16 protein-coding genes are annotated in these 20,691 nt (G+C 62.9%); 11 read left to right on the forward strand and 5 right to left on the reverse strand.

The features are described 5' to 3' along the window. Positions 1 to 29: 29 nt before the first annotated feature. From J4721_RS18880 to J4721_RS18900, 5 genes are all read left to right on the forward strand, one after another. Entirely contained in the window at positions 30 to 1,400 is a 1,371-nt protein-coding gene (locus J4721_RS18880) for an AAA family ATPase (RefSeq protein ID WP_014876591.1), read from the forward strand. Position 1,401: 1 nt separating this feature from the next. Continuing rightward, positions 1,402 to 2,484 (forward strand): ParB N-terminal domain-containing protein, encoded by a 1,083-nt coding sequence (locus J4721_RS18885; protein WP_211003347.1) that lies wholly within the window; start codon positions 1,402 to 1,404, stop codon positions 2,482 to 2,484. A gap of 324 nt (positions 2,485 to 2,808) precedes the next feature. Next, positions 2,809 to 3,657: a PRC-barrel domain-containing protein gene (locus tag J4721_RS18890; RefSeq protein ID WP_076621124.1), complete on the forward strand. Its 849-nt coding sequence runs from the start codon at positions 2,809 to 2,811 to the stop codon at positions 3,655 to 3,657. Positions 3,658 to 3,921: 264 nt separating this feature from the next. Continuing rightward, on the forward strand, positions 3,922 to 5,892 hold the full coding sequence (locus tag J4721_RS18895) for an ATP-binding protein (RefSeq protein WP_371816093.1): 1,971 nt from the start codon (positions 3,922 to 3,924) through the stop codon (positions 5,890 to 5,892). Between the two features lie 359 nt (positions 5,893 to 6,251). Beyond that, positions 6,252 to 7,175: a hypothetical protein gene (locus tag J4721_RS18900; RefSeq protein ID WP_211003376.1), complete on the forward strand. Its 924-nt coding sequence runs from the start codon at positions 6,252 to 6,254 to the stop codon at positions 7,173 to 7,175. Positions 7,176 to 7,236: 61 nt separating this feature from the next. Here J4721_RS18900 and J4721_RS18905 read toward each other — a convergent pair whose 3' ends face one another. Next, complete coding sequence (locus J4721_RS18905; RefSeq protein ID WP_076621086.1) at positions 7,237 to 7,650, reverse strand: SRPBCC domain-containing protein; 414 nt, start codon at positions 7,648 to 7,650, stop codon at positions 7,237 to 7,239. Next, a complete protein-coding gene (locus J4721_RS18910) occupies positions 7,647 to 8,003 on the reverse strand; it encodes a helix-turn-helix transcriptional regulator (RefSeq protein ID WP_211003375.1) in 357 nt (118 codons plus the stop codon). Before J4721_RS18910 ends, J4721_RS18905 begins: the two co-directional genes overlap by 4 nt. A gap of 304 nt (positions 8,004 to 8,307) precedes the next feature. On the opposite strand from J4721_RS18910, the gene J4721_RS18915 reads away from it, so the two are divergent. From J4721_RS18915 to J4721_RS18930, 4 genes are all read left to right on the forward strand, one after another. Then, entirely contained in the window at positions 8,308 to 8,874 is a 567-nt protein-coding gene (locus tag J4721_RS18915; protein WP_247656210.1) for a hypothetical protein, read from the forward strand. Between the two features lie 200 nt (positions 8,875 to 9,074). Further along, positions 9,075 to 9,827, forward strand: coding sequence for a MipA/OmpV family protein (locus J4721_RS18920; protein WP_211003374.1), 753 nt, complete (start codon positions 9,075 to 9,077; stop codon positions 9,825 to 9,827). A gap of 186 nt (positions 9,828 to 10,013) precedes the next feature. Beyond that, positions 10,014 to 11,237: an efflux RND transporter periplasmic adaptor subunit gene (locus J4721_RS18925; protein WP_371816094.1), complete on the forward strand. Its 1,224-nt coding sequence runs from the start codon at positions 10,014 to 10,016 to the stop codon at positions 11,235 to 11,237. Further along, positions 11,234 to 14,377: an efflux RND transporter permease subunit gene (locus tag J4721_RS18930; RefSeq protein ID WP_211003372.1), complete on the forward strand. Its 3,144-nt coding sequence runs from the start codon at positions 11,234 to 11,236 to the stop codon at positions 14,375 to 14,377. Before J4721_RS18925 ends, J4721_RS18930 begins: the two co-directional genes overlap by 4 nt. A 66-nt stretch (positions 14,378 to 14,443) precedes the next feature. Here J4721_RS18930 and J4721_RS18935 read toward each other — a convergent pair whose 3' ends face one another. Next, complete coding sequence (locus tag J4721_RS18935) at positions 14,444 to 15,646, reverse strand: AraC family transcriptional regulator (protein ID WP_102870983.1); 1,203 nt, start codon at positions 15,644 to 15,646, stop codon at positions 14,444 to 14,446. A gap of 137 nt (positions 15,647 to 15,783) precedes the next feature. Continuing rightward, positions 15,784 to 16,581 (reverse strand): LuxR C-terminal-related transcriptional regulator, encoded by a 798-nt coding sequence (locus J4721_RS18940; RefSeq protein WP_371816095.1) that lies wholly within the window; start codon positions 16,579 to 16,581, stop codon positions 15,784 to 15,786. Positions 16,582 to 17,066: 485 nt separating this feature from the next. On the opposite strand from J4721_RS18940, the gene J4721_RS18945 reads away from it, so the two are divergent. Continuing rightward, positions 17,067 to 18,152, forward strand: a complete 1,086-nt coding sequence (locus J4721_RS18945) for a Fic family protein (RefSeq protein WP_211003371.1) — start codon at positions 17,067 to 17,069, stop codon at positions 18,150 to 18,152. A 32-nt stretch (positions 18,153 to 18,184) separates the two neighbouring features. Here the strand turns inward: J4721_RS18945 and J4721_RS18950 are convergent, their stop codons facing one another. After that, positions 18,185 to 18,484: a DUF2218 domain-containing protein gene (locus J4721_RS18950; protein ID WP_211003370.1), complete on the reverse strand. Its 300-nt coding sequence runs from the start codon at positions 18,482 to 18,484 to the stop codon at positions 18,185 to 18,187. A 276-nt stretch (positions 18,485 to 18,760) separates the two neighbouring features. Between J4721_RS18950 and J4721_RS18955 the strand changes: the two genes are divergently transcribed. After that, positions 18,761 to 20,656: an ABC transporter ATP-binding protein gene (locus tag J4721_RS18955; protein WP_211003369.1), complete on the forward strand. Its 1,896-nt coding sequence runs from the start codon at positions 18,761 to 18,763 to the stop codon at positions 20,654 to 20,656. Positions 20,657 to 20,691: the final 35 nt, after the last annotated feature.

Consider the following 20,691-nt stretch of genomic DNA (forward strand, 5'->3'; position numbering starts at 1 on the left):
TAAATTATGCACAGAGATCGAGCACCTTCATGACCTCTCCCACCTTGCCCCCGTATTTCAATCTGGACCCGGAGCAGGCCGCGGCCAAGCTGCCGGATCCGATCCAGACTACCCGCTTTGCCAAGGCGGCTGCCATGTGCAGCAAGGGCCGCGAAGATCTGGCCCGGCGCGGCTATGCGCCAGACGGCGAAAAGCGGCTGCGCAAGTTCTCGACCTGGGAGATCACCCGGTACCTGATCCCTGTGGCACCGCAGCACCTGCGCCGCGTGTTGAAGAACCATCCCGACCTGCCCCAAGGCGAGGGCGAAGGCGGCTCCAAATGGTTCACGCTGGAGGAAGTGTTGGCGCTGCGACAGCATTTCGCCTCCGAAGGGATCTCAACCAAGGAATACCTGCCCTACCGTCCCAAGGGCGTGCCGGCGAAGGTGACGGCGGTTGCCAATTTCAAAGGCGGCGTTGGCAAGACCTCGACGGCGGCGCATCTGGCGATGTCGGCCGCGCTGGATGGTTACAAAGTGCTGGTCATTGATCTGGACAGCCAGGGGTCGATGACCTCCATCCTTGGCGGCACGGTAGAGGACGAATGGTCCACCGTCTTTCCCCTGATCGCCAAGGATTATGCCAAATCCGTGGTCGCGGAGAACGCCGTGCGCGCCGCCGCCGGAGAGCCGGAACTGCCGCTGGATGAGACATTGAACGAGGCGCTGCGGGTTTCGTCGCGAAACGTCATCCAGAAAACCCATTGGTCGAACATTGATCTGATCGGCGCGCAGCTGAACCTGTATTGGGCAGAGTTCCAGATCCCGGTCTGGCGCATGGGGCTGCGCAGCTGGCCGCTGTGGGATGCGCTGAGCAATTTCCTTGAGCAGGAGGGCATTCTGGACGACTACGATATCGTCTTCCTCGACACGCCCCCGGCGCTTGGCTATCTGACCATCAACGCGCTGGCGGCGGCGGATATCCTGCTGGTGCCGCTGGGGGCGTCGTTTCTGGAATTTGACTCGACGGGGCGGTTTTTCGACATGCTTTATTCCACCTTCGCCTCCATCGAGGAGGGCGAGAATATGGCACAGCGCGCGGCGGGTTTGCCGGAAATTAAATTTGAATGGGATGTAGTAAGGGCGCTGATCACGCGCTTTGACGCCAGTCAGCAGACGGACATGGCGAATGTGATCCAGGCCTATTTCGGAGATTTCATGAACGCCTACCGTCAGGATGTCACCGCCCTTGTTGGGCAGGCGGGAGAACAGGTGAATGGGATCTACGAAGCAGACTATCGCGACTTCAACCGCGATACCTATGTACGCGGTCGCGAAACCTTTGATCGGACCTATGCGGAGTTCAAAGAGCTGCTCATCGGCAGCTGGTGGCGTGACACCCAGATGGAAGAGGCGGAGTAACATGGCAAAACGCAGACGGCTGAGCGCCCCCGACGCATCCGAGATCGAAGCCATCGAGGAGGGTTTCGCGACGAAACCCGGCATCAACCCCTTTGACCCGGCGCCCGGTGGCGTCCCTGCCAGCGCGCCGCCCATCGCCAAAGTCTCAGCCGAGGCGGCACAGCTGCATGGTATGGCGGCGGTGGCGGACCGGGTCGAGATGGCGCGTGACAAGGCAGACGCCGAACGCTGGCGCGCGGCAGAGGATGCCGGTGAAACCGTGTTGCGTATCCCGCTGGCAGAGATTGACCGCGACTATCTGCGCCGCGACCGGATGCAGATCGATGAGGAGGAGCTGGACGAGCTGATCAGCTCCATCCGCGCCCATGGTCTGCGCAGCCCGGTTGAGGTGATTGCGCTGGAGGATGGCTACGGTCTGGTGTCGGGCTTTCGCCGCCTGGAAGCCTATGCGCGGCTGAACCGGAGCGAAGACGGCTTTGCCGAGATCCCAGCGTTTCTGCGGCGGGGCGCGGACAGCGCGGGCGCCTATGTGGCGATGATCGAGGAAAACGAACTGCGCGCCAATCTGACGCCTTATGAACGCGGGCGCATTGCGGTGCTGGTGGCGGGGCAGGGGGTGTTTGCCTCGGTCGAGGCGGCGGTGGATGCGCTGTTCGGCGCGGCTTCCAAGGCGAAACGCTCCAAAGTGCGCAGCTTTGCCGCCGTGCATGAGGGGCTGGGCGATCTGCTGCGCTATCCCAATGCGCTGTCGGAGAAGGCCGGGCTGAAACTGGCGGCGGCACTGCGCTCGGGCGGGCAGGGGGCCTTGCGCACGGCGCTGGCCGGGGCGGATCCGGTGGATGAGCGGGCCGAGTGGCGGTTGCTGGAGACCGTGCTGGCAGATACGGGTCCAGCGGCTGAAATCAAACCGCGTGGCGGTCGCCCGCGTCAGGTCACCCGACTGGCGGCGCGGCGGCTGGCCTCCGGTGGCGATCTGTCGGCAGAAGTCGCCCCAACAGCAGTGCGGATTGATCTGAAGGGCCGCAGCCTAGACCCCGATCAGGTGGAGGCGCTGCTGGCGCTGATCGAGGCGCGGCTGAGCTAACAGCGGCGGATGGCTTACGTCGCGGTTCGCAGACGCAGATACACACGTATAAGCATATCAGGCCCGCCCCTCACGCTCACTACGCCCCCTGTGTCGATCAGAGCCGCACGGGGGGCGGAAACCGCCCGCATATCCATCGCCAAGCAAGCAGCGCAACCCGGCAGAGTGGCGGTGTACTGATCATTGATTGATCCGCAGCAGGCGCAACAGCTGTCCCGCCACTGGTCGAAAAAATCAGTGTCACTGGGAACTAATATTACGCTGGTCGAGTTATCCCACCAGTAACAGCAACGATATCGCTGACAGCACAAGAGGATGAAAACAATGAAAAATCTGCTTCTCTCCACCGCTATCGCCCTGACTCCTGCAACGGCCGTTCTGGCTGACGGTCATGGCGATATGTTCCGCGCCGAGGCGGACCCGATGGCGATCCATGCCTCCGAATTCATTGGTATGCGCGTCTACCGTGCCGAAGGCGGCCAAGATGCAACTGAATATGCTGGCGTGCAGAAGGAATGGGACGATATCGGCGAGATCAACGATGTGGTGCTGAACCGTGACGGCACCGTGGACTCCGTTCTGGTTGATATCGGCGGCTTCCTCGGCATGGGCGAAAATCAGGTTGCCGTGGATATGAAGTCGGTGAAATTTGTCGCCGACAGCTCCACCGCCGAAGATCTGAGCGACTTCTTCCTGGTCATGGAAGCTTCGGCTGATGTGCTGAAAGAGGCGCCGACCTATGACTGGACGCGCCAGGCGGATGCTGCCACCGACGACATGAAACAGGACGCAACTGCGGCCGCTGGCGAAATCAAGGATGACGCCGACGCATTGGCTGAGAACACCGAAGAGACCGTCAAAGACGTCTTTGCCCGGGACGGGTTTGCCAATGTCGTGGCCACTGATCTGACCAGCGAAGAGCTGACCGGCGCGCCGCTCTATGACAGCAAGGATGAATGGATCGGCGAAGTGTCGCAGATCAACCTGACTGACGATGGCAAGGTGAAGTCGATTGTGGCCGATATCGGCGGCTTCCTGGGGCTGGGTGAAAAACCGGTCGAGCTGGAGCTGAGCAAGATGGACATTCTGCGCGCCGATGAGGGCGACGACCTGCGCGCCTATGTGTCGATGAGCAAGGAAGAACTGGAACAGCTGCCCGACTATGAGCAGTAATCCGATTGCGAGAGATAATCAGCGGCACCCTGCGGCCCGCTGATCACCTTCAGGGGCGCGGAGCATCAGCTTCGCGCCCCAAGTCTTGCAATGGTTCCCTGCTTGGATCACTTTTTGTGCTGATTAATGTTTAAAGTTATATCTACCGCCGAACTTTAACGATCGGTTTAGCATTTCTTGGCCAGATGGGGGTCACTCGCGGCACGGATGACTGGACGACACTTGCAGGCTCTTTACTCTCTCATGATCAGGCAAATTTTGCTCGTGATCCTATTTGTGACAGGTCCGGCGGCTGCGACCGTGGCGATGGCGGAGCCCATCCGGATGACCTATGAGGAATTTCACCCCTATTCCTTCACTGACAGCGCGGGAGAGCCACAGGGGGTGTCCATTGATATCATGCGCCGGATTGCCGATGCGGCGGGGTATGAGGTGCTGTTTCAGCCCACCCAGAACCCGGCCGGTATGCTGGAGGAGCTGCGCAGCGGTGCAGCGGATGTGACCTCGCTGCTGGCGTTGACCCCGGAACGGCTGGCGGCGGGGCTGGCGACGGAGAAGCTCGGCGCTTTTGAGTTGCGCGCCTTCGTGCGGGGCCATGGCTCGGTTGCAAATCTCGGCGATCTCACCGGCACCACGGTTGGCGTGGTGCGCGGCAGTTTCGCGGTCTCCGGTGCGCGGCTGATCCCCTTTGCAAGACTGGTGGAATTTGACACCACCGATGATCTGATCCTGCCTCTGCTGACCGGTGAGATTGACGCCGTGGTGTCGGCGCATAACGGTTTTCTGCGGCGCCTGCGGACGGCCGAAGTTGAAGACCAGATTGTGGCGCTGGAGCCGCCCCTGGTGACCAGCCCTTACGGGTTTGTGGTGGCAGCCGAAAATGAGCCGCTGCGCACCGTGCTGAATGCGGCGATCTACAGCAGCATTTCGTCGGAATATCTGGCCGAAGTGGAACAGACCTGGTTTGGTCGCTCGCGTACGCTTTGGGACAATGTGCTGGTGCGGTGGGGGCTGCTGATTTCGGCGGTGATGCTGGCGGCGATCCTGGTGCTGGGCTACTGGTTCTTTCATTATCGAAAACGCTCGGCCGAGCTGTCGCGGGACCGGGCCAGTGACCAGCTGCTGATCGGCGCACTGGATGAGGTGGCCGCTGCAATCGTGATTTATGACGACAACCTCAAAGCGATACACTGGAACCACGGGTTTGAGCTGATCTTTCCCAGCATGGTGCCCGCCCTGAAAAAGGGCGCGACCATGCGGCAGATGATCGTGCAATCCTATGTTGATGGCATCATACAAAATGACCTCAGCGATGTGGAAATCTTAGAAAAGGTCGATCTGTTTATCGACGATATGCGGCGTGGCCGGGCAGAGGTGCGGACCGTGCGGACGCAGGATGGCCGGGTATTTCAGGCCCGTGATGTCAAACTGGGCGCGCGGCATTTCGCATCACTGCGGGTGGATGTGAGCCAGTTGCAGAAACAGCAGGACACCATCGCGCATCAGGCGGTCTCACTTGAGGCGGCGAATGAGGATCTGCGCACCTTCTCCTCCATTACGGCCCATGATCTGAAGGCGCCGCTGTTCAGCCTGCTCAATCTGATTGAATTCATGGCTGAAGACATGGAGGCGGCGGGGATTTCGCTGCCGCCGGAAATTGAGGACAACTGGTCACAGATGGAACGGCTGTCCCATCGCATGATGCAGCTGGTGCAGGATTTGCTGGTCTATTCCACGACCCAGAGCGAAAGCCACCGGTCCGAGATGATCGAGCCGTCACCGCGCCTGCAGGAGGTGCTGGATCTGGCCGGCCCGCGCGAAGGCTTTGAGGTGATTATCGAGCCTGACATGCCACGGCTGCGGGTCAATCCCATCGCCTTTGACATGGTCATGCGCAATCTGATCGTGAATGCGCTGCAGCACCACGACCGGGATCACGGCACCATTATTCTCAGCGCGCAGAGCACGGACGACGCGGTGATGCTTTCGGTGTGTGATGACGGGCCGGGCATTCCCGAAGAGCACTACGAGCAGATTTTTGCCCCGTTCCACCGGCTGTCTGCCTCGACCGAGGGCAGCGGGCTGGGGTTGGCCTTCATCAAGAAAACGGTGGAGAGCTGGGGCGGGACGGTGCAGGTTTCGGCCGCACAGCCACGTGGCACGGTGTTCACTGTCAGCTTTCCGCAGTCCGTCGCGCAGGATGGGGACGCAGAGCAGCAGCAGTTGGCAGGCTAGGCTGCGGACGGCGGTGCTGTCTGATGCGGCGCACCGCACCCCAGAGGTCGGAAATAGGCTCTAACACACGCCAAATCACGGGCAGCAGCCGGGGTATCTGCCCGGCTTTCCTGTTGTTGCGGTGGCGGCGATAGGCCGGGGATCGCCGATCCTGCTGCGCTGAACACGTGGGTTGCGCCCCGGTGCATTGACTCTCCTTTCGGGCGCTCGCTACAGAAAGGACAAAATTGGGACAAAACTAAGACAAACACCGCGGCAATTCTGCGGGGTGGGGCTTCCGGTTCAGCGGTCGCAGTTTCGGCTGTGGCGACGGCGCCGGTGCCACCTATCACGCAACAGCCCTGGGGCGGAGTTGGATTATGACAGAACAGCAGAGCCTCTCCACCGCGCCCGCCCAAGGGTCGGAAGGGCTGACCGTTGCGCTGCATATCGGCGCGCCGTTCACCGATGAGGATCAGCTGGTCTGGTCGCTGCGCAAGGATGCGGGGCGGCTGCTGAAGGATGGCGTGCTGGTGCGGCGTCCGGGCACCTATATGAAGGAGCTGACCGATCTGAAAGGGCGCGCTGCCAAAGCGGATGTCAGCGAGGAAGACTGCGGTGCGTTTCTCGACGGGGTGCTGCGCGAGGCGGATGCGTCGCGGGTGGTGCTGTCGATGTCGAGCATTCTGGGCATGCCGGCCTGGATGCTGAACGGGGGGCGCCTGTACAAAAATGCCGGGGCCAATACCGCTGCACTGCGATCGGTGTTTCCGCAGACGCACTGCGAGTTTTTCCTCGGCTTGTGCAACCCGGCGACATTGGTGCCCACCGCCTTTGGCGCGCAGACGCAGAAGGACTGGTACGATTTTGCAGGGGATACGGACCTGATGGCCTTGCGCTGGTCCGAGGTGGTCGGCGATATTCTGAGTGCCAATCCGGAGTGTGGCATCACCGTCTGGTGCAATGAAGAAACCCCGGTGGTGTGGCCGCAGGTGCTGGGGCAGGTCACCGGGCAGGGAGCGGGCTACCGCTTTGCCGGTGAGACAGATATCCTGCGGCAGGCGATGACGGAGGAGGGGACCCGGCGGCTGGAGGCGTATCTTACTGCGCGCCCGAAGCTGAGCGAGGCGCAGCGCGATCAGGTGCGGGAGCTGTTCCTGTCCTATTTCCATTCCGAAGATGCGGTAGAGGAAGAAATCGATCTGCCCGGCTGGTCGCAGGGCTTTGTCGATACGATGACGGATCGCTATTTCGAGGATGTCGAGCTGATCCGCAACATTCCCGGTGTCACGGTGATCGGCTGATCCACCCACGGCGGCGCCGAGCCGCGCGCCGGGAGCAGATCGCCATATGTCTCCCCGCTGGTCAGCCCTCGTGGGCGGAGGTCCGCATGCGGGCCAGATGTTCGTCCCATCCCTTGTCCAATGCCAACAACAGATCGAAGGCTTCTACCCCCTGCGGCAGGCCAGTGTGGGTCAGCGACAGGTTGGTGCCGCCGGGCACCTCCGTCAGGGTCCAGGAGACGGTGCTGGTCTGATCGCCCATCGGGGCGATGGTGAAACTGTACTCAAGCCGGGTGTAAGGCTCGGCCAGATGCACCTCACCCCACATCAGCCTATTGCCGCTCTCGGTGCCGAACATTTCATAAGGGCCTTCGACAAGGGGGGTCTTGGGCTTGTGAAACCAGATCTCCAGTTTCTCCGGTTCGGTCAGATAGGCCCAGACCTGGGCCGGGGCAGCCCGAAGGTAGATGGATTTGCGCAGGATCGTATCGGTCATTGGATGTCCTTTTCGATTTCGGATTTGAGCGTCGCAAGGCGGTCGTCCCAGAAGGCATCGAAGAAGCCGAACCAGTCGAACACCTGTCGCAGCCCATCGGGATTGAGGCGATTGAGGCGGGCGCGCCCCTCGGTGCGGACCGAGATCAGATTCCCCTCGTCCAGAATGGTGAGATGTTTTTTCACCGCCGCACGGGTCATCTGAAAATTCTCGGCCACCTCGGCGATGGTCAGGCTGTCCTGTGCCAGAAGCCGCAGAATCTGGCGGCGGGTTGGATCGGCGAGGGCGCGAAAGGCCATCTGTTCTGGCGGATGAACGGGCGGTTGTGTCGGCGACGGGTGCGCGTGGGCCATGGCGGTCTGTGCTCCCTTTCATGATACCTTATGGTATCTCTTTATATGAAACCTTTTGGTATTATGTCAAGCGAGTCGATGGCTGATCTGCGCTGAGATCGTCGATCTGCAGGCCGAAATGCGTTGTTGGTGCCCGGTCCGGCGTCCTGTCCTGCCGGGACGGGCAGGGTTCGCGTCCTGTCCGGCCCGGTTGGACGACAGGGGCGCGGGGGTCTGTCACAGCTGTGATCAAGGTGGCCGATGTGCGGCCCCGAAACCCGCTGTTGTCGCCCACCCCGATATCTGGCCAGAGAGAGACCGCGCCATGCTCAGAGCTTCTTTTCATCCCCGTCACCTGACCTCAGCCCTGCGGCAGTACCGACGCAATGTGCCATTGCTGCCGGTGGTGGTCTGCATCGCGCTGGGGCTTGCCATTGGGGTGTCGCCCGCGAGCCGTGCCGGCGCCGGTGTCGATGACATCCAGCCGCGTGATGGTCATTGGCTGGCGCTGATGCAGTTCCGCTCGGTCAGTGGCTGTTCGGCCACCCTGCGGCGCGAGATTGAAGCGGATGCCGAGGATGAGGTGCTGTATTCCAAGCCGCTGACCTTCTCCACCCCGTTGGACCTAAACCATCTGAACGCCGCCTGGGAGGTCGATATCGACTGGACCCGCACCAGCCCCAACCGCTGGGAAGGGGTGATGACCGAGGTCGAGCGCACCCTGTTTGGCAAAGTCACAACCGTGACCGCGCTGAAAACACGGGTGATCTCTGAGGGGCTGATTGATCAGAAGGCGGTGGCCACGATCACCTTCCCGCCGCGCATCGCCCGACAGATCGGCACTGCGGAGCCCTGTGTGGTGCATGCCGATATCACCCATCGGCGGCGCTGATCGGTGTTTGCTGTGTCCGGATGTGTCCGCACGGACAGGGATCTGCGCCCGCGCCTGACGGCTGAGACGCCCCTGGTCTGGCGCCTGACCTGAAAGACGCCGAATACATTGCTTTCATTCGCCCCGGATCTGGCTGCGTCACACGCGCGCTGCGGGGCAAATCACAGATACCCAACCAAGACCTGAAAAAGGATACGACAATGAATTTTCAACGCAGCGCCGCTCTCGTGACCGCGTGTTTTCTGGCGGGCGCATCAGGTGCCGCCGCTGATGGGCTGTTTGCCAACGGGCAGTTCACCCTCGGGCTGGGGGCGTTTGCGGCCTCCGATCTTTACAAAGGCGAAGGCACAGAGGCCGCCGCGCTGCCGTTTGTGTCCTATGACAGTGATCGGTTGCATGTCGGATGGGACGGGGTCGCCTATCATTTCCTGAACGGTGAAGATCTGGAGGTTTCGGTGCGTGTTGGCGCAGGCGAGAAGCCGGATTTCCCGGAGAACAAGCCGCTGTTTGCCGGGTTGAAGCGCAGCACCCCGATCGAGGCCGGGTTTGATTTTACCTATCGGTTTGACGGGTTCTATATGGCCGGTAGCGCGATGGCGGATGTCTCCAACGAGCATGACGGCTATCACGTCGAAGCCAAGTTCGGGACCGAATTCCAGATGGGTCAGCTGGGGGTCGACATCGGCGCCGGGGCGCGGATGCGGGACGGGAAGCTGAACAACTTCCTTTACGGGGTGTCCGCCAGCGAGGTAAACGCACAGCGTGCCGCCTATGATGTCGGCTCCACCACCGAGCCCTTTGTCGATATGACCGTGATCTATCCGATCAGCGACAAAGTGTCGGTGCTGGGTACGGTGGATTATCAGCTGGTCGACAAGAAGGTTCACGACAGCCCGCTGACCAACAACAAGGATCGCTATTCGGTTGGGCTTGGCCTGATCTACAGTTTCTGATCCATGGCCACCCCGCTTCATGCGAACCAGCAGGGTAGGGCAGAGGGGGCGCGGGGTGACACCGCGTCTCCGGCAGGCTCTGCTGCCGCTGTGCCACCGGTTTCTGCCGTGAACGAGACGTCCCCAACGTCGCAGGTCGCTGAGACACCCGCCCCGACTGTACCCCCAGCGGCGTCGGATCCTCAGGTGAACAGGTCTGCAACGGCAGCTGTGGCACAGCCCGCCTCAGCCCCGCAGCCCCCCGGCTGCGCGGGCGGGGCGGATCCTGCGGGGTTGGAGTTTGTGAGCGATCCGGAGGCCAGATGGCCGCCGCGTCTGGCGGCGATGATTTGCGCCGTACTGGTGATCTGGATGGCGGTGGGACTGGTCTGGCCCGCCGCCCCAGTGACAGCTGATGATGAGGCTGAAACCCCCAGTATAGAGCCTGTTTCCGTCGCAGTGCGCCTGTCGCAGGCCGCCCCGGTGACGCGGATGCTGCGCGCCGAAGGGGTCAGCAAACCCGACCGGGACGCGACCCTGAGGGCGGAGATGTCCGGCCATGTGGCAAGCGTTGCGGTGGCCAAGGGCGCGCGGGTGGAGGCGGGGCAGCTGCTGGCCAGCTTGCAGCCTGCGCAGCGCACGGCGTCGCTGGCGCGGGCGGAGGCGTCTTTGCTGCGGGCGGAGCGTGACCATACCCGCGCCGCAGCGCTGCATCAGCGCGGGTCCACCACGGAGCAGCGGCTGAGCGAGGCGCGCGAGGCGCTGGCCGTGGCCAAGGCGGATCTGGCCGCCGCCCATCAGAGCCTAGCAGAGACGCGCATCACCGCGCCTTTTGCCGGTCATCTGGAGGAATTCGACCTGACCCCCGGTGCCTATGTGCAGGAAGGGGCTGCGGTGGCGCGGGTGGTGGCGCTGGATCCCCTGCGGGTGAGTTTTCAGGTGCCGCAGCACCAGCGGGGGGCCTTGCGCGCGGGGGCGGTGGCGCAGGTGCGGTTTCTGAACGGTGACAGCGCCGAAGGGCGTTTGAGTTTTCTGGGGCAAAGCGCGCAGGCCGATACCCGCAGCTTTGCCGCTGAGGTGATGCTGGACAATCCGTCCCCATCCAATGCGCCCCCGATCCCGGCCGGGATCAGCGCCCGGATTGCGGTGCCGCTGGACATTGTCCAGGCGCATTTCCTGTCCCCGGCGCTTCTTTCGCTGGATATGGTCGGGGTGCTGGGCATCAAGAGCGTCGATGACGCTGACCGTGTGGTCTTTACCCCGGTGGAAATTGTCCAGTCCGAGCGCGATGGCGTCTGGGTCAGTGGGCTGGCGGATCAGTTGCGGCTGATCACTGTGGGGCAGGGATTTGTCACCGCAGGAGAGGTGGTGCAGCCCCGAGATGCGGCAGCCACCACGGGACGGGCGGCAGGCGCGGAAGAGCGGCGATGAACGGGTTTCTTGCGGTGATCTTTGCCCGCAGCCGGGCGGTGATGCTGATCTTTTCGGCGCTGCTGTGCGGTGGCGCCTATGCCTATGTAAATATTCCGAAGGAAAGCAATCCGGATATTCCGATCCCCTTTGTCTATGTCAGCACCAGCCTGTCGGGCATCTCGCCGGATGACAGCGAGCGACTGCTGGTCAAGCCGCTGGAAACCGGGCTGAGCGGGCTGGCTGATCTGAAGGAGATGAAGGGCCACGCCTATGAGGGCTATGCCAGCGTGACGCTGGAATTTGAGGCGGGTGCCGATGTGGCAGAGGCGCTGGACCGGGTGCGGGTGGCGGTGGATCAGGCCCGCCCCGACCTGCCGGAGGCCGCCACCGAGCCCGTGGTGGTGGAGATCAACACGGCGCTGTTTCCGGTGCTGACCACGGTGCTTTCTGGACCGGTGCCGGAGCGCAGCCTGAACCGCATGGCGCGGGAGCTTGAAACCCGGCTGGAGGCGCTGACCGGTGTGCTTGAGGTCGATATCGGCGGCGGGCGGTCGGATCTGCTGGAGGTGCTGATCGACCCTGTTGCCTTTGCCACCTATGGGCTGTCGTTCGAGGCGCTGGTGGGTCAGATCAACCGCAACAATGCGATGATTGCTGCCGGGACCATCGACGGTGCCGCCGGGCGGTTTGTGCTGAAGGTGCCGGGATTGGTCGATGGGGCCGCTGACCTGATGCAGATGCCGGTGAAGGTTGAAGGCGGTGCGGTGGTGACCCTTGGCGATATCGCGGTGGTGCGACGACGGTTTGAGGATCCGCGCAGCTTTGCCCGGATCAACGGTCAACCGGCGCTGACGCTGGATATCACCAAACGCAGCGGCGCCAATATCATCGAGACCGTGGCCGCCGCCAAGGCGGTGATCGCCACCGCGCAGCAGGACTGGCCGCAGAGCGTCCGGGTCGACTATCTGCTGGATGAGAGCCGCGAGGTGGAGACCATGCTGGGCGATCTGGAGGCCAATGTGGTGGCGGCCATCGTGTTGGTGATGCTGGTGGTGATCTATGCGCTGGGGCTGCGGCCGGCGCTGCTGGTCGGGCTGTCGATCCCCGGCGCGTTTCTGGCCGGTGTGGCGCTGTTGTGGGCGATGGGGATCACGATGAATATCGTGGTGCTGTTTTCGCTAATCCTGGTGGTCGGAATGCTGGTGGACGGCGCCATTGTCACCACGGAGCTGGCCGACCGCTACCTGCAGGAGGGCCGGACAGCGGCAGAGGCCTATCGCGCGGCGGCGGGGCGTATGGCGGGGCCGCTGGTGTCCTCCACCGCGACCACGCTCAGCGTGTTTGTGCCGCTGCTGTTCTGGACCGGCACCACCGGTGAGTTCATGAAATTCCTGCCGATCACCGTGATTGTGACGTTGGCGGCGTCGCTGTTGATGGCGTTGGTGTTCATTCCGGTGCTGGGCGGGATGATCGCGCGTCGCTCCCCGCAGAGTGCGGCGGCAAAACAGGCGCTCCATGCGGCGGAACATGGTGATCCGCGCCTTGGCCGTGGGATGGCCGGGATCTATGCGCGGATGTTGCAGCGGGCGCTGCTGTTTCCCGGAACCACCGTTCTGTTGAGCGTTGCGCTGTTGCTGGGGACGTTTGGTCTTTATGGAAAATACGGGGTGGGGCTGACGTTCTTCCCTGAAGTAGAGCCTGAATTCATGCAGGTGCAGCTGCGTGCACGGGACAATTTCTCGATCCATGAGCGCGACGCGCTGGTGCGGGTGGTGGAGGATCAGCTGTTGCAGACTGCGGGCATCACCAGCGTTTATGCGGTGACCTCGCTCGGCGGGGGCGATGATCTGGACCTGATCGGCACCATTCAGCTGGAGCTGGACCCCTGGGACCAGCGTCCGCCCGCAGCCGAGATCGGCGCGGGGATCCGTGCCGAGGTGGCGGATCTGCCGGGGGTCGAGGTGCGGGTGGAGACCGAGGACGACGGGCCAAGCAGTGACAAGCCGCTGGATCTGCATATCACCGCCCGTGACCCATCCGTGGCGGAGGCGGCGGTGGGGCAGATCCGCGAGATCATGACCGGGATCGGCGGCTTTACCGATGTGGCCGACAGCCGGGCCCTGCCGGGGGTGGAATGGCGGATCGAGATCGACCGTGCCGAGGCTGCGCGCTACGGCGCTGACCTCAATCTTCTGGGCCAGACGGTGCAATTGCTGACCCATGGCGTGATGGTGACCAGTTTTCGCCCTGATGATGTGGCGGAGTCGGTGGATGTGCGGGTGCGGTTCCCGGCGGTGGAGCGCAGTTTCGACGGGCTGCGGGCCCTGCGGGTGCCGACCGCGTCCGGGCTGGTGCCAATTGCCAATTTCACCCGCTTTGCACCGGTGCCGCGATCGGGCTCAATCGAGCGGCGCGACCAGTCGCGGGTGCTGACGCTGTCGGCCAATGTGGCGCCGGGGCTGTTGGCGGATGCGCAGATTGAACGGCTGCGACAGGCGATGGTGGTGGCGGATCTGCCCGATGGTGTCAGTTGGCGGTTCAAGGGCGAGGCGGAGGAGCAGGATGCGGCGATGCGGTTTCTCCTCCTCGCGTTTGTGACCGCGGTGGTGCTGATGGCGGTGATCCTGATCGCACAGTTCAACAGCTTCTATCAGGCGGCGGTGGTGATGTCGGCGATCATCTTCTCCATTGCGGGGGTGCTGCTGGGGCTGCTGGTGGCGGGGCGGCCGTTTGGCGTGGTTATGGGAGGCATCGGGGTGATTGCGCTGGCTGGCATCGTGGTGAACACCAATATCGTGCTGATCGACACCTATAACGCGCAGCGCAGCGCCGGGCAGTCTCCGTGTGAGGCGGCGCTGCGCGCAGGGGCGCTGCGGCTGCGGCCGGTGGTGCTGACCTCGCTGACAACGGTGCTGGGGCTGATGCCGATGGTGCTGGGCATGAAGCTGGATCTGCTGACCGGCAGCATGGTGTTCGGCGCGCCGTCCAGCCAGTGGTGGACCGAACTGTCGACGACGATTGCGGGCGGGCTGGTGGCGGCGACGCTGCTGACGCTGCTGGTCACCCCGGCGATGCTGGTGCTGGGCGCACGCGGCCAGCAGCGGCGCGCGCGTCGCCGGGCGGCACGGCGTGGTCTCGGCGTTGAGGCCATGGGGTGAGCAACCCTGTCCGCACCACATCACCGACGGGGCGGGGCGGTCATGGTGCCGCCCCGGCGCGCGCCCTCAGCTCGTAGGATCGGCGGCGGTGCGGCTGGCCCGGAGGGCAGAGGGGGTGGTGTTCATCTCGCGTTTGAAGGCGTTGTAGAAGGACGAGCGGGAGTTGAAGCCGACATCATGGGCAATCACCAGAATGGTTTCATCGGTGTCATGCAGCTGCTTCACGGCGTCCTGAATGCGCCATTTGTTGACGTAGTCGAAGAAATTCGATTGCAGCGTCATATTCAGCGTCTGCGACACGTAGTTCGAGGTGACGCTGATATGTTTGGCCAGATCCCATAGTGACAGGTTGGGATCGCGGTAGAGCATATCCTTGGTCATGGCGCGTTCGATCTTGGCGGCGATGCGGGCCGCGTGATCATCGGTGAGGGCGGAGCGCTCGTATTTTGCGGCGGCCAGCTCCCGCTCCGTGGCGGGGGGCGTGTTGCCGACGGGTTTGGGCATCAGTCCGGGCTGCTGCCGCACCCCCCAGATGCCGATCACCCAGGTGATGGCAAGGCTGGACAGGCCGTTGGTCAGGTCGGAGGCTTCGCTGAATAGCTGGAACATCTCAATGCCGAAGAGGTCGGCGAGGATCTCGGCGATGCTGATCAGGAGATAAGCGCCGATAGTGGTGGTGATCCACCAGACCCAGGTCAGCTCGCGGTCCTCGGTGGTGGCAAACAGATCCTTCAGCCGCGCGCGATATCGCGACAGCATCCGCATGATCAGCACCAGATAGAGTGTCACCTGAACGTAGAACAGGACCTCGACCAGCTGGAAGTAGATCAGGATCGCCTGGATGTATTGGCTGAGGTCGGCGAACTCCAGATCGTTCTGGGCGAACAGGGATTTCGGGATGGTCCAGAACAACACCACCATGCTGATCGCCAGCAGGATGGGCACCGCATGCCAGAGCCTTTGGCGGATCGGCGGGCCGTCATCCTCGGACGTGAGGGCGCGCACATAGAGCCACAGCAGCAGCGGTTGGGCAAAGACGGCGGGCACGTGCAGGCTGTTGAAGCGTGAGACGACATAGTCGTAGGACTCATCCACGACCACCAGATCCAGAATGCTGAGCATTTCGGTAACGGACTGGGTCACGAAGAACAGCGCCAGCGGCACGTAGACGCGCTGGTGGCGTTGGTGCAGCAGCAGTTGATTGGTGCAGAACAGCGCCATGCCGAGGTGAAAGGCCGACAAAGCCAGCAGATATTTATCGTCGACCATCGCGTGCCCGATCCTCAAAGTCCTTCTCAGGGCTTTAGCAGCGGGCGGCGGCAAGGGACAGATCTGCGGGCGGTTTCCTTGTCCTTGCCAGCAGGGAAGAACGCCGGACAGGGGTGAATGCGGATGTTGCCTGCGGGTTAGAGCTGGGTGTTGCGGTCCGGGGTGCGCTCTGCTGCGGCGAGCACGCCGATTGCTTCGACCCGGTTGCGGACGTTCAGTTTGCGGTAGATGGAATTGGCGTATTCCGACACCGTATGCGGTGAGATCTTGCAGACCGCAGCGCATTCCTTGGAGGTGAGGCCCTGACTGAACAGGTAGAGCACTTCGCGTTCACGCGGGCTGAGCCGGGTCAGTGCGGCCGGGGGCGGTGCGATCAAGGGGCGGTCGAACCCGGCCCCCTCCGCATCCGGTTCGGAGGGATTGGCGGCGGGGCTGCTGGCGGTCTGGCGCAGCTCCTCCATGCGGCGGTGGATGATCAGGCAGAGAAAGCGCAGGCTGTCGGTCTTGCCGGTCACATGCGTGATGAAGCTGTCGCGGCTCCGCGCGGTGCCGAGGTTGAAACCGCCAAACCGATCTGATCCCTGCAATCGCACCGGGATGGCGATGCCGGCGCGAAATCCGGTTTTGGCCGAGGCCCCGCGGATGAAGGCCATCTCCTCGGCCTCCAGATAGGGATGATCGGAGAGAAATTTCGCGCCGGTGAACTGCGGCTCATAGCTGTTGCAGCAGTGATCCAGAAACGGATCTCGATGGCTGGGCAGCTGCTCATAGATTTGCGGCAGGTTGGTGTGGATATGGGGATGGCTGCGATCGCCCTCCACGGTTAGGTAGATGGCATAGTCAAAGCCCATGGTCGCAAAGATTTGCAGGGCCTGCGCCCATAGCGCATCGGTGCTGTTGCAGCGTTCCAGACTGTCGATGTCGGTCCAATCCACTGAGATACCCCCTAATGTTAAGGGATAACACCTGCCCTGCGCCATTGCTAGCTTGGCCGAGGTGTTGCGTGCATCTCCTGTCGGTCCTCGGATCTGTTTTGGCAGGCGGTGAATGCGGCGCTGGTGGCCTGCTGTGAGTGGCGGGGCATCCTTTTGTTTTTGCAAGGCTGTGCATCTGGTGTGAGGCCAGCGCGCGGCGGGGTGAAGACAGCAAAGCCTGATGGGCCTGACCGGACGTCGCATTACCGCATGGCGTATGGTCGGGGAGGCGCAGGGAAGGGTCGAATTCTGCGACCCGCACCACTGCCAGGGCCGTGGCAGCGCTTGCCGGGGGGCAAGGCCACGGCCAATTGGCGTCATTCTTCCATTGTTGGCAGTATCCAGGAGGGGGCAGCGGTCCTCTCTTCGCTGTGTGACTTGATTAGAGAGCATATTCAGATCATATTGGCATCACTTTTGATTTGAATAAGAGGGCCAATCTCCTCATGTCACAGATCTGGCAAACGCCTGCCTGGCCGCGATTTGGCTATGATCACGCAGGTATCGAACCGGACCTGGCCCGCGCCGCTGAGGCGGTGGGCGAGGTGACGGGCCTTGTCCACGGGCTGACCCCGCAGGAACAAGAGGATCTGTTGCTGCGCCAGATCGTGCAGGAGGCGATGGCCTCCTTCGGAATCGAAGGCGTGGCACTGGATGCGAGCGAAATCGAAGCCTCGGTTGTGGCCTCGCTGCGCCATCGCGACCGGGCGGCGATCTCGCGGCGCTCGGATGCGGTGGCGGAGCTGATGTTGACGGCGCGCCGGGCGGATCAGCCGTTGGACAGTGCCCGGATCCTGACCTGGCACCGGCTGCTGTTCACCGGCATGGAGGTCGAGGATCTGGGCCGCTGGCGGCGGTTCGAGATGGAGATTGTGCGCTCCGCGACGGCAGGTCCGGGGGATGTGCTCTATAAGGCGCCGCCGCCGGATCGGCTGGAGGCGGAGATGGCGCAGTTCCTTGACTGGGTGAACGCCGATCAGGGGTTGCCGGTGGCGGTGAAGGCGGCGCTGGCGCATCTGTGGTTTGAGTCCATTCACCCGCTGTCAGATGGCAATGGCCGCATTGGCCGCGCCCTGATCGAACATGTGTTTGCCCGCAACCGCGCGTTGCCGTTCTCGCTGTCGCGGCAGGTGGAGCGGGACAAGAAAGCCTATTATGCCGCCCTACAGGCCGGGCGCAAAGAGGGCGCGACTGGCATGATTGACGCCACCGAATTTGTGCTCTGGTTTCTGCGCACGCTGAGGCGGGCGGCGGCCTCGGCCCGCGATGAGGCGGGGTTCATCCTGCGCCGCAATCAGTTCTTTCTGCGCTACGGACCGATGTTGAATGACCGTCAGGCCCATGCGCTGCGTCTGCTGTTTGAGCAGGGACCAGAGCGGCTGGCGGTTGGGTTGAGCGCCAAATCCTATCGCAAGATCACCAAGACCTCTCCGGCCACCGCCACCCGCGATCTGCGCGCACTGGAAGCTGCTGGCGTGGTCACGCGGATGGAGGCCGGCGGGCGCTCCACCGCTTATGCGATCCAGTTCTGACCTCTGGTCAGGTTTATATGTCTGACCTCAGGTCAGGCAGGAGCCGTTGCGGAGGCCCAGGTCATCGCCTCAAATTCTTCGCGAAAGGCGAAGCGCTTCAGGTGGTTGTCGATGATCTGGCGGGCGTGATCCAGCTCTTCGGCAGTGGGGGCGGTGACCTCGGCGCGGAGGTGTTGGTCCTCGGCGGTCAGGGTCGCAGGCCCCATGCCCAGTGCCACGGTGCCTTTGGTATCTTCATGGGTGACGGCAACCTTATGGGCGAAATGTTTGCAGAGCTGTTGCAGGTATTTGGAGGCATTCGGCGTGTCGAAATGGCCTGTATCCGTGAGCATCCGGCTTAATCCTTAGTTTTTCTATCAGATTTGAAGGATAAGGATTCCCCCGCGCGGTGCAAGTCGATTTCCCGGTTGCAGGACATTGCCCATGGTGGATTATCCGGCTGACAAGGCAGCGCTGTGGGATTAGAACGGCGGCGCTATGGTGCAGGCAGATGTCGTGTCAGACATCGGGAAATACGGCGGCGCAGGGCGCGCGTCGGTCCCGGATGATGCGAAGGACAGGCGACCCACATCTCAGGCGAATTTCACTTCATCCTTGAGAGGGACCTTATGTTCCGGGCTTTTGAAAACCTTGTCGACCCTTTTGCGGCGTCACAGATGGCGCCGCCGCACGCGGGTCTTTGGCGGTATCTGATGCAGCAGCTGGTGCCTTATCGCAAATGGCTGCCGCTGATGCTGGTCACCGGCGTGCTGACGGCGCTGATGGAAAGCGGGCTGATCTTCTATGCCGGGCGGCTGGTGGATCTGATGAGCGCGAGCGGCGCCGCTGCATTCTGGGATGACCATGGCACGGAGATGATCCTGGCGCTGGTCTGCGTGCTGCTGCTGCGTCCGACGTTGGTCGGGCTGAACCACCTGCTGCTGGAGCAGACGCTGTCCTCCAACCTGCAGGAACAGGTCCGCTGGCAGGCGCATCGGCATCTTTTGGGGCAGTCGGTTGGCTTCTTTCAGCATGATTTTGCCGGGCGGCTCAGCAATCGGGTGATGCAGATGGGGCCTGCGGTGCAGGACAGCGTCCATATGATGTTTGAGGCGGTGCTCTTTGCGGGGACCTATATGCTGGGCGCGGTGGTGGTGCTGTCGCAGATCGACTGGCGGCTGGCGGTACCGCTGCTGATCTGGGTGGTGATCTACGCAATTTATGTGCGCCATGTTGCCCGCAGTGTTGCGGCAACGGCGGAGAAATGGTCCGACGCGCGCTCCGGGGCGACCGGGCGGATTGTCGATGCCTATGGCAATATCGAAACCGTGAAGCTGTTTGCGCAGGGCGGGCAGGAGCTGGGTTATGCGCTGTCGGCGCTGCGACGGCTGCGGACGCGCTATCAGCGGTTCATGCGGATGATGACCACGCTAGCCTTTGGCAGCATTGCCATCAACGGCGTGTTGATCCTGATCGTGGTGGCTCCGGCGATCTGGCTGTGGACGGTGGGTCAGGTCAGCATTGGAGAGGTGGCCGCCGTTGCGGCGCTGACCATCCGGCTGAACGGCATGAGCGGCTGGATCCTCTGGGTGACGATCCGCCTGTTTGAGAATATGGGCGTCATCCGCGAGGGGCTGCGGTCGCTGGCCACGCCACATGCGATTACCGATGCGGAAGACGCGGCTGCCTTGCATGTGAGCCAGGCAGAGATCCGGGTGGAGGGGCTGCATCACAGCTATGGCAAAGCATCGGAGGATGGCAGCGGAGGTGTGGCGGGGCTTGATCTGACGATCGCGGCCGGACAGCGCATTGGCATTGCCGGGCCGTCCGGTGCGGGCAAGTCGACGCTGGTGTCGCTGTTGTTGCGGTTTGACGATCCCGAACGGGGGCGCATTCTGATCGACGGGCAGCCGATCACTGGCGTGACACAGGACAGCTTGCGGGGGCAGATTGGCGTGGTGACGCAGAACACCGCGCTGGTGCACCGCTCGGTGCGGGCCAATATCCTCTATGGCAATCCCGGCGCCAGCGAGGCGGAGATGGTGATGGCTGCCAAACGCGCCCGCGCCCATGATTTCATTTTGGGGCTGCGTGATCAGGCGGGGCGGACCGGCTATGACGCCCATGTGGGCGAGCGCGGTGTGGCGCTCTCCGGCGGGCAGCGGCAGCGGATTGCGATTGCGCGGGTGGTGCTGAAGAACGCGCCGATCCTGATCCTGGATGAGGCGACCTCGGCGCTGGATAGCGCGGTGGAGGCGGAGATTCAGGACACGCTGATGGATGTCATGCAGGGCAAGACCGTAATCGCCATTGCGCATCGCCTGTCCACGATTGCGCAGATGGACCGGATTATCGTCATGGATCAGGGCCGCATCACCGAAGATGGCAGCCATGCCGCGTTGCTGGCGCTGGGGGGCACCTATGCGATGCTGTGGTCGCGGCAGGCCGGGCGGGGTGACGTCAGTCGGGATGCCTCTGATCTGGACCAGGGATCGAACAGGCCCGGCGCTCTTGTGACCGGTTGAGGGGCACAGACACCGGCGCGGTTTCAGATCCGCGC

Origin of the sequence: Phaeobacter sp. HS011 (assembly GCF_018101215.1) — a bacterium.
GTDB classification, from domain to species: Bacteria; Pseudomonadota; Alphaproteobacteria; order Rhodobacterales; family Rhodobacteraceae; genus Phaeobacter; species Phaeobacter inhibens.

What these genes read in the sequence shown, in the direction of transcription:
- J4721_RS18915 (WP_247656210.1), top strand. Translation starts at nt 8,308, where the DNA reads ATGCTCAGAGCTTCTTTTCATCCCCGTCACCTGACCTCAGCCCTGCGG.
- J4721_RS18920 (WP_211003374.1), top strand. Translation starts at nt 9,075, where the DNA reads ATGAATTTTCAACGCAGCGCCGCTCTCGTGACCGCGTGTTTTCTGGCG.
- J4721_RS18950 (WP_211003370.1), bottom strand. Translation starts at nt 18,484, where the DNA reads ATGCTCACGGATACAGGCCATTTCGACACGCCGAATGCCTCCAAATAC.
- J4721_RS18910 (WP_211003375.1), bottom strand. Translation starts at nt 8,003, where the DNA reads ATGGCCCACGCGCACCCGTCGCCGACACAACCGCCCGTTCATCCGCCA.
- J4721_RS18880 (WP_014876591.1), top strand. Translation starts at nt 30, where the DNA reads ATGACCTCTCCCACCTTGCCCCCGTATTTCAATCTGGACCCGGAGCAG.
- J4721_RS18945 (WP_211003371.1), top strand. Translation starts at nt 17,067, where the DNA reads ATGTCACAGATCTGGCAAACGCCTGCCTGGCCGCGATTTGGCTATGAT.
- J4721_RS18955 (WP_211003369.1), top strand. Translation starts at nt 18,761, where the DNA reads ATGTTCCGGGCTTTTGAAAACCTTGTCGACCCTTTTGCGGCGTCACAG.
- J4721_RS18890 (WP_076621124.1), top strand. Translation starts at nt 2,809, where the DNA reads ATGAAAAATCTGCTTCTCTCCACCGCTATCGCCCTGACTCCTGCAACG.
- J4721_RS18905 (WP_076621086.1), bottom strand. Translation starts at nt 7,650, where the DNA reads ATGACCGATACGATCCTGCGCAAATCCATCTACCTTCGGGCTGCCCCG.
- J4721_RS18930 (WP_211003372.1), top strand. Translation starts at nt 11,234, where the DNA reads ATGAACGGGTTTCTTGCGGTGATCTTTGCCCGCAGCCGGGCGGTGATG.
- J4721_RS18885 (WP_211003347.1), top strand. Translation starts at nt 1,402, where the DNA reads ATGGCAAAACGCAGACGGCTGAGCGCCCCCGACGCATCCGAGATCGAA.
- J4721_RS18900 (WP_211003376.1), top strand. Translation starts at nt 6,252, where the DNA reads ATGACAGAACAGCAGAGCCTCTCCACCGCGCCCGCCCAAGGGTCGGAA.
- J4721_RS18935 (WP_102870983.1), bottom strand. Translation starts at nt 15,646, where the DNA reads ATGGTCGACGATAAATATCTGCTGGCTTTGTCGGCCTTTCACCTCGGC.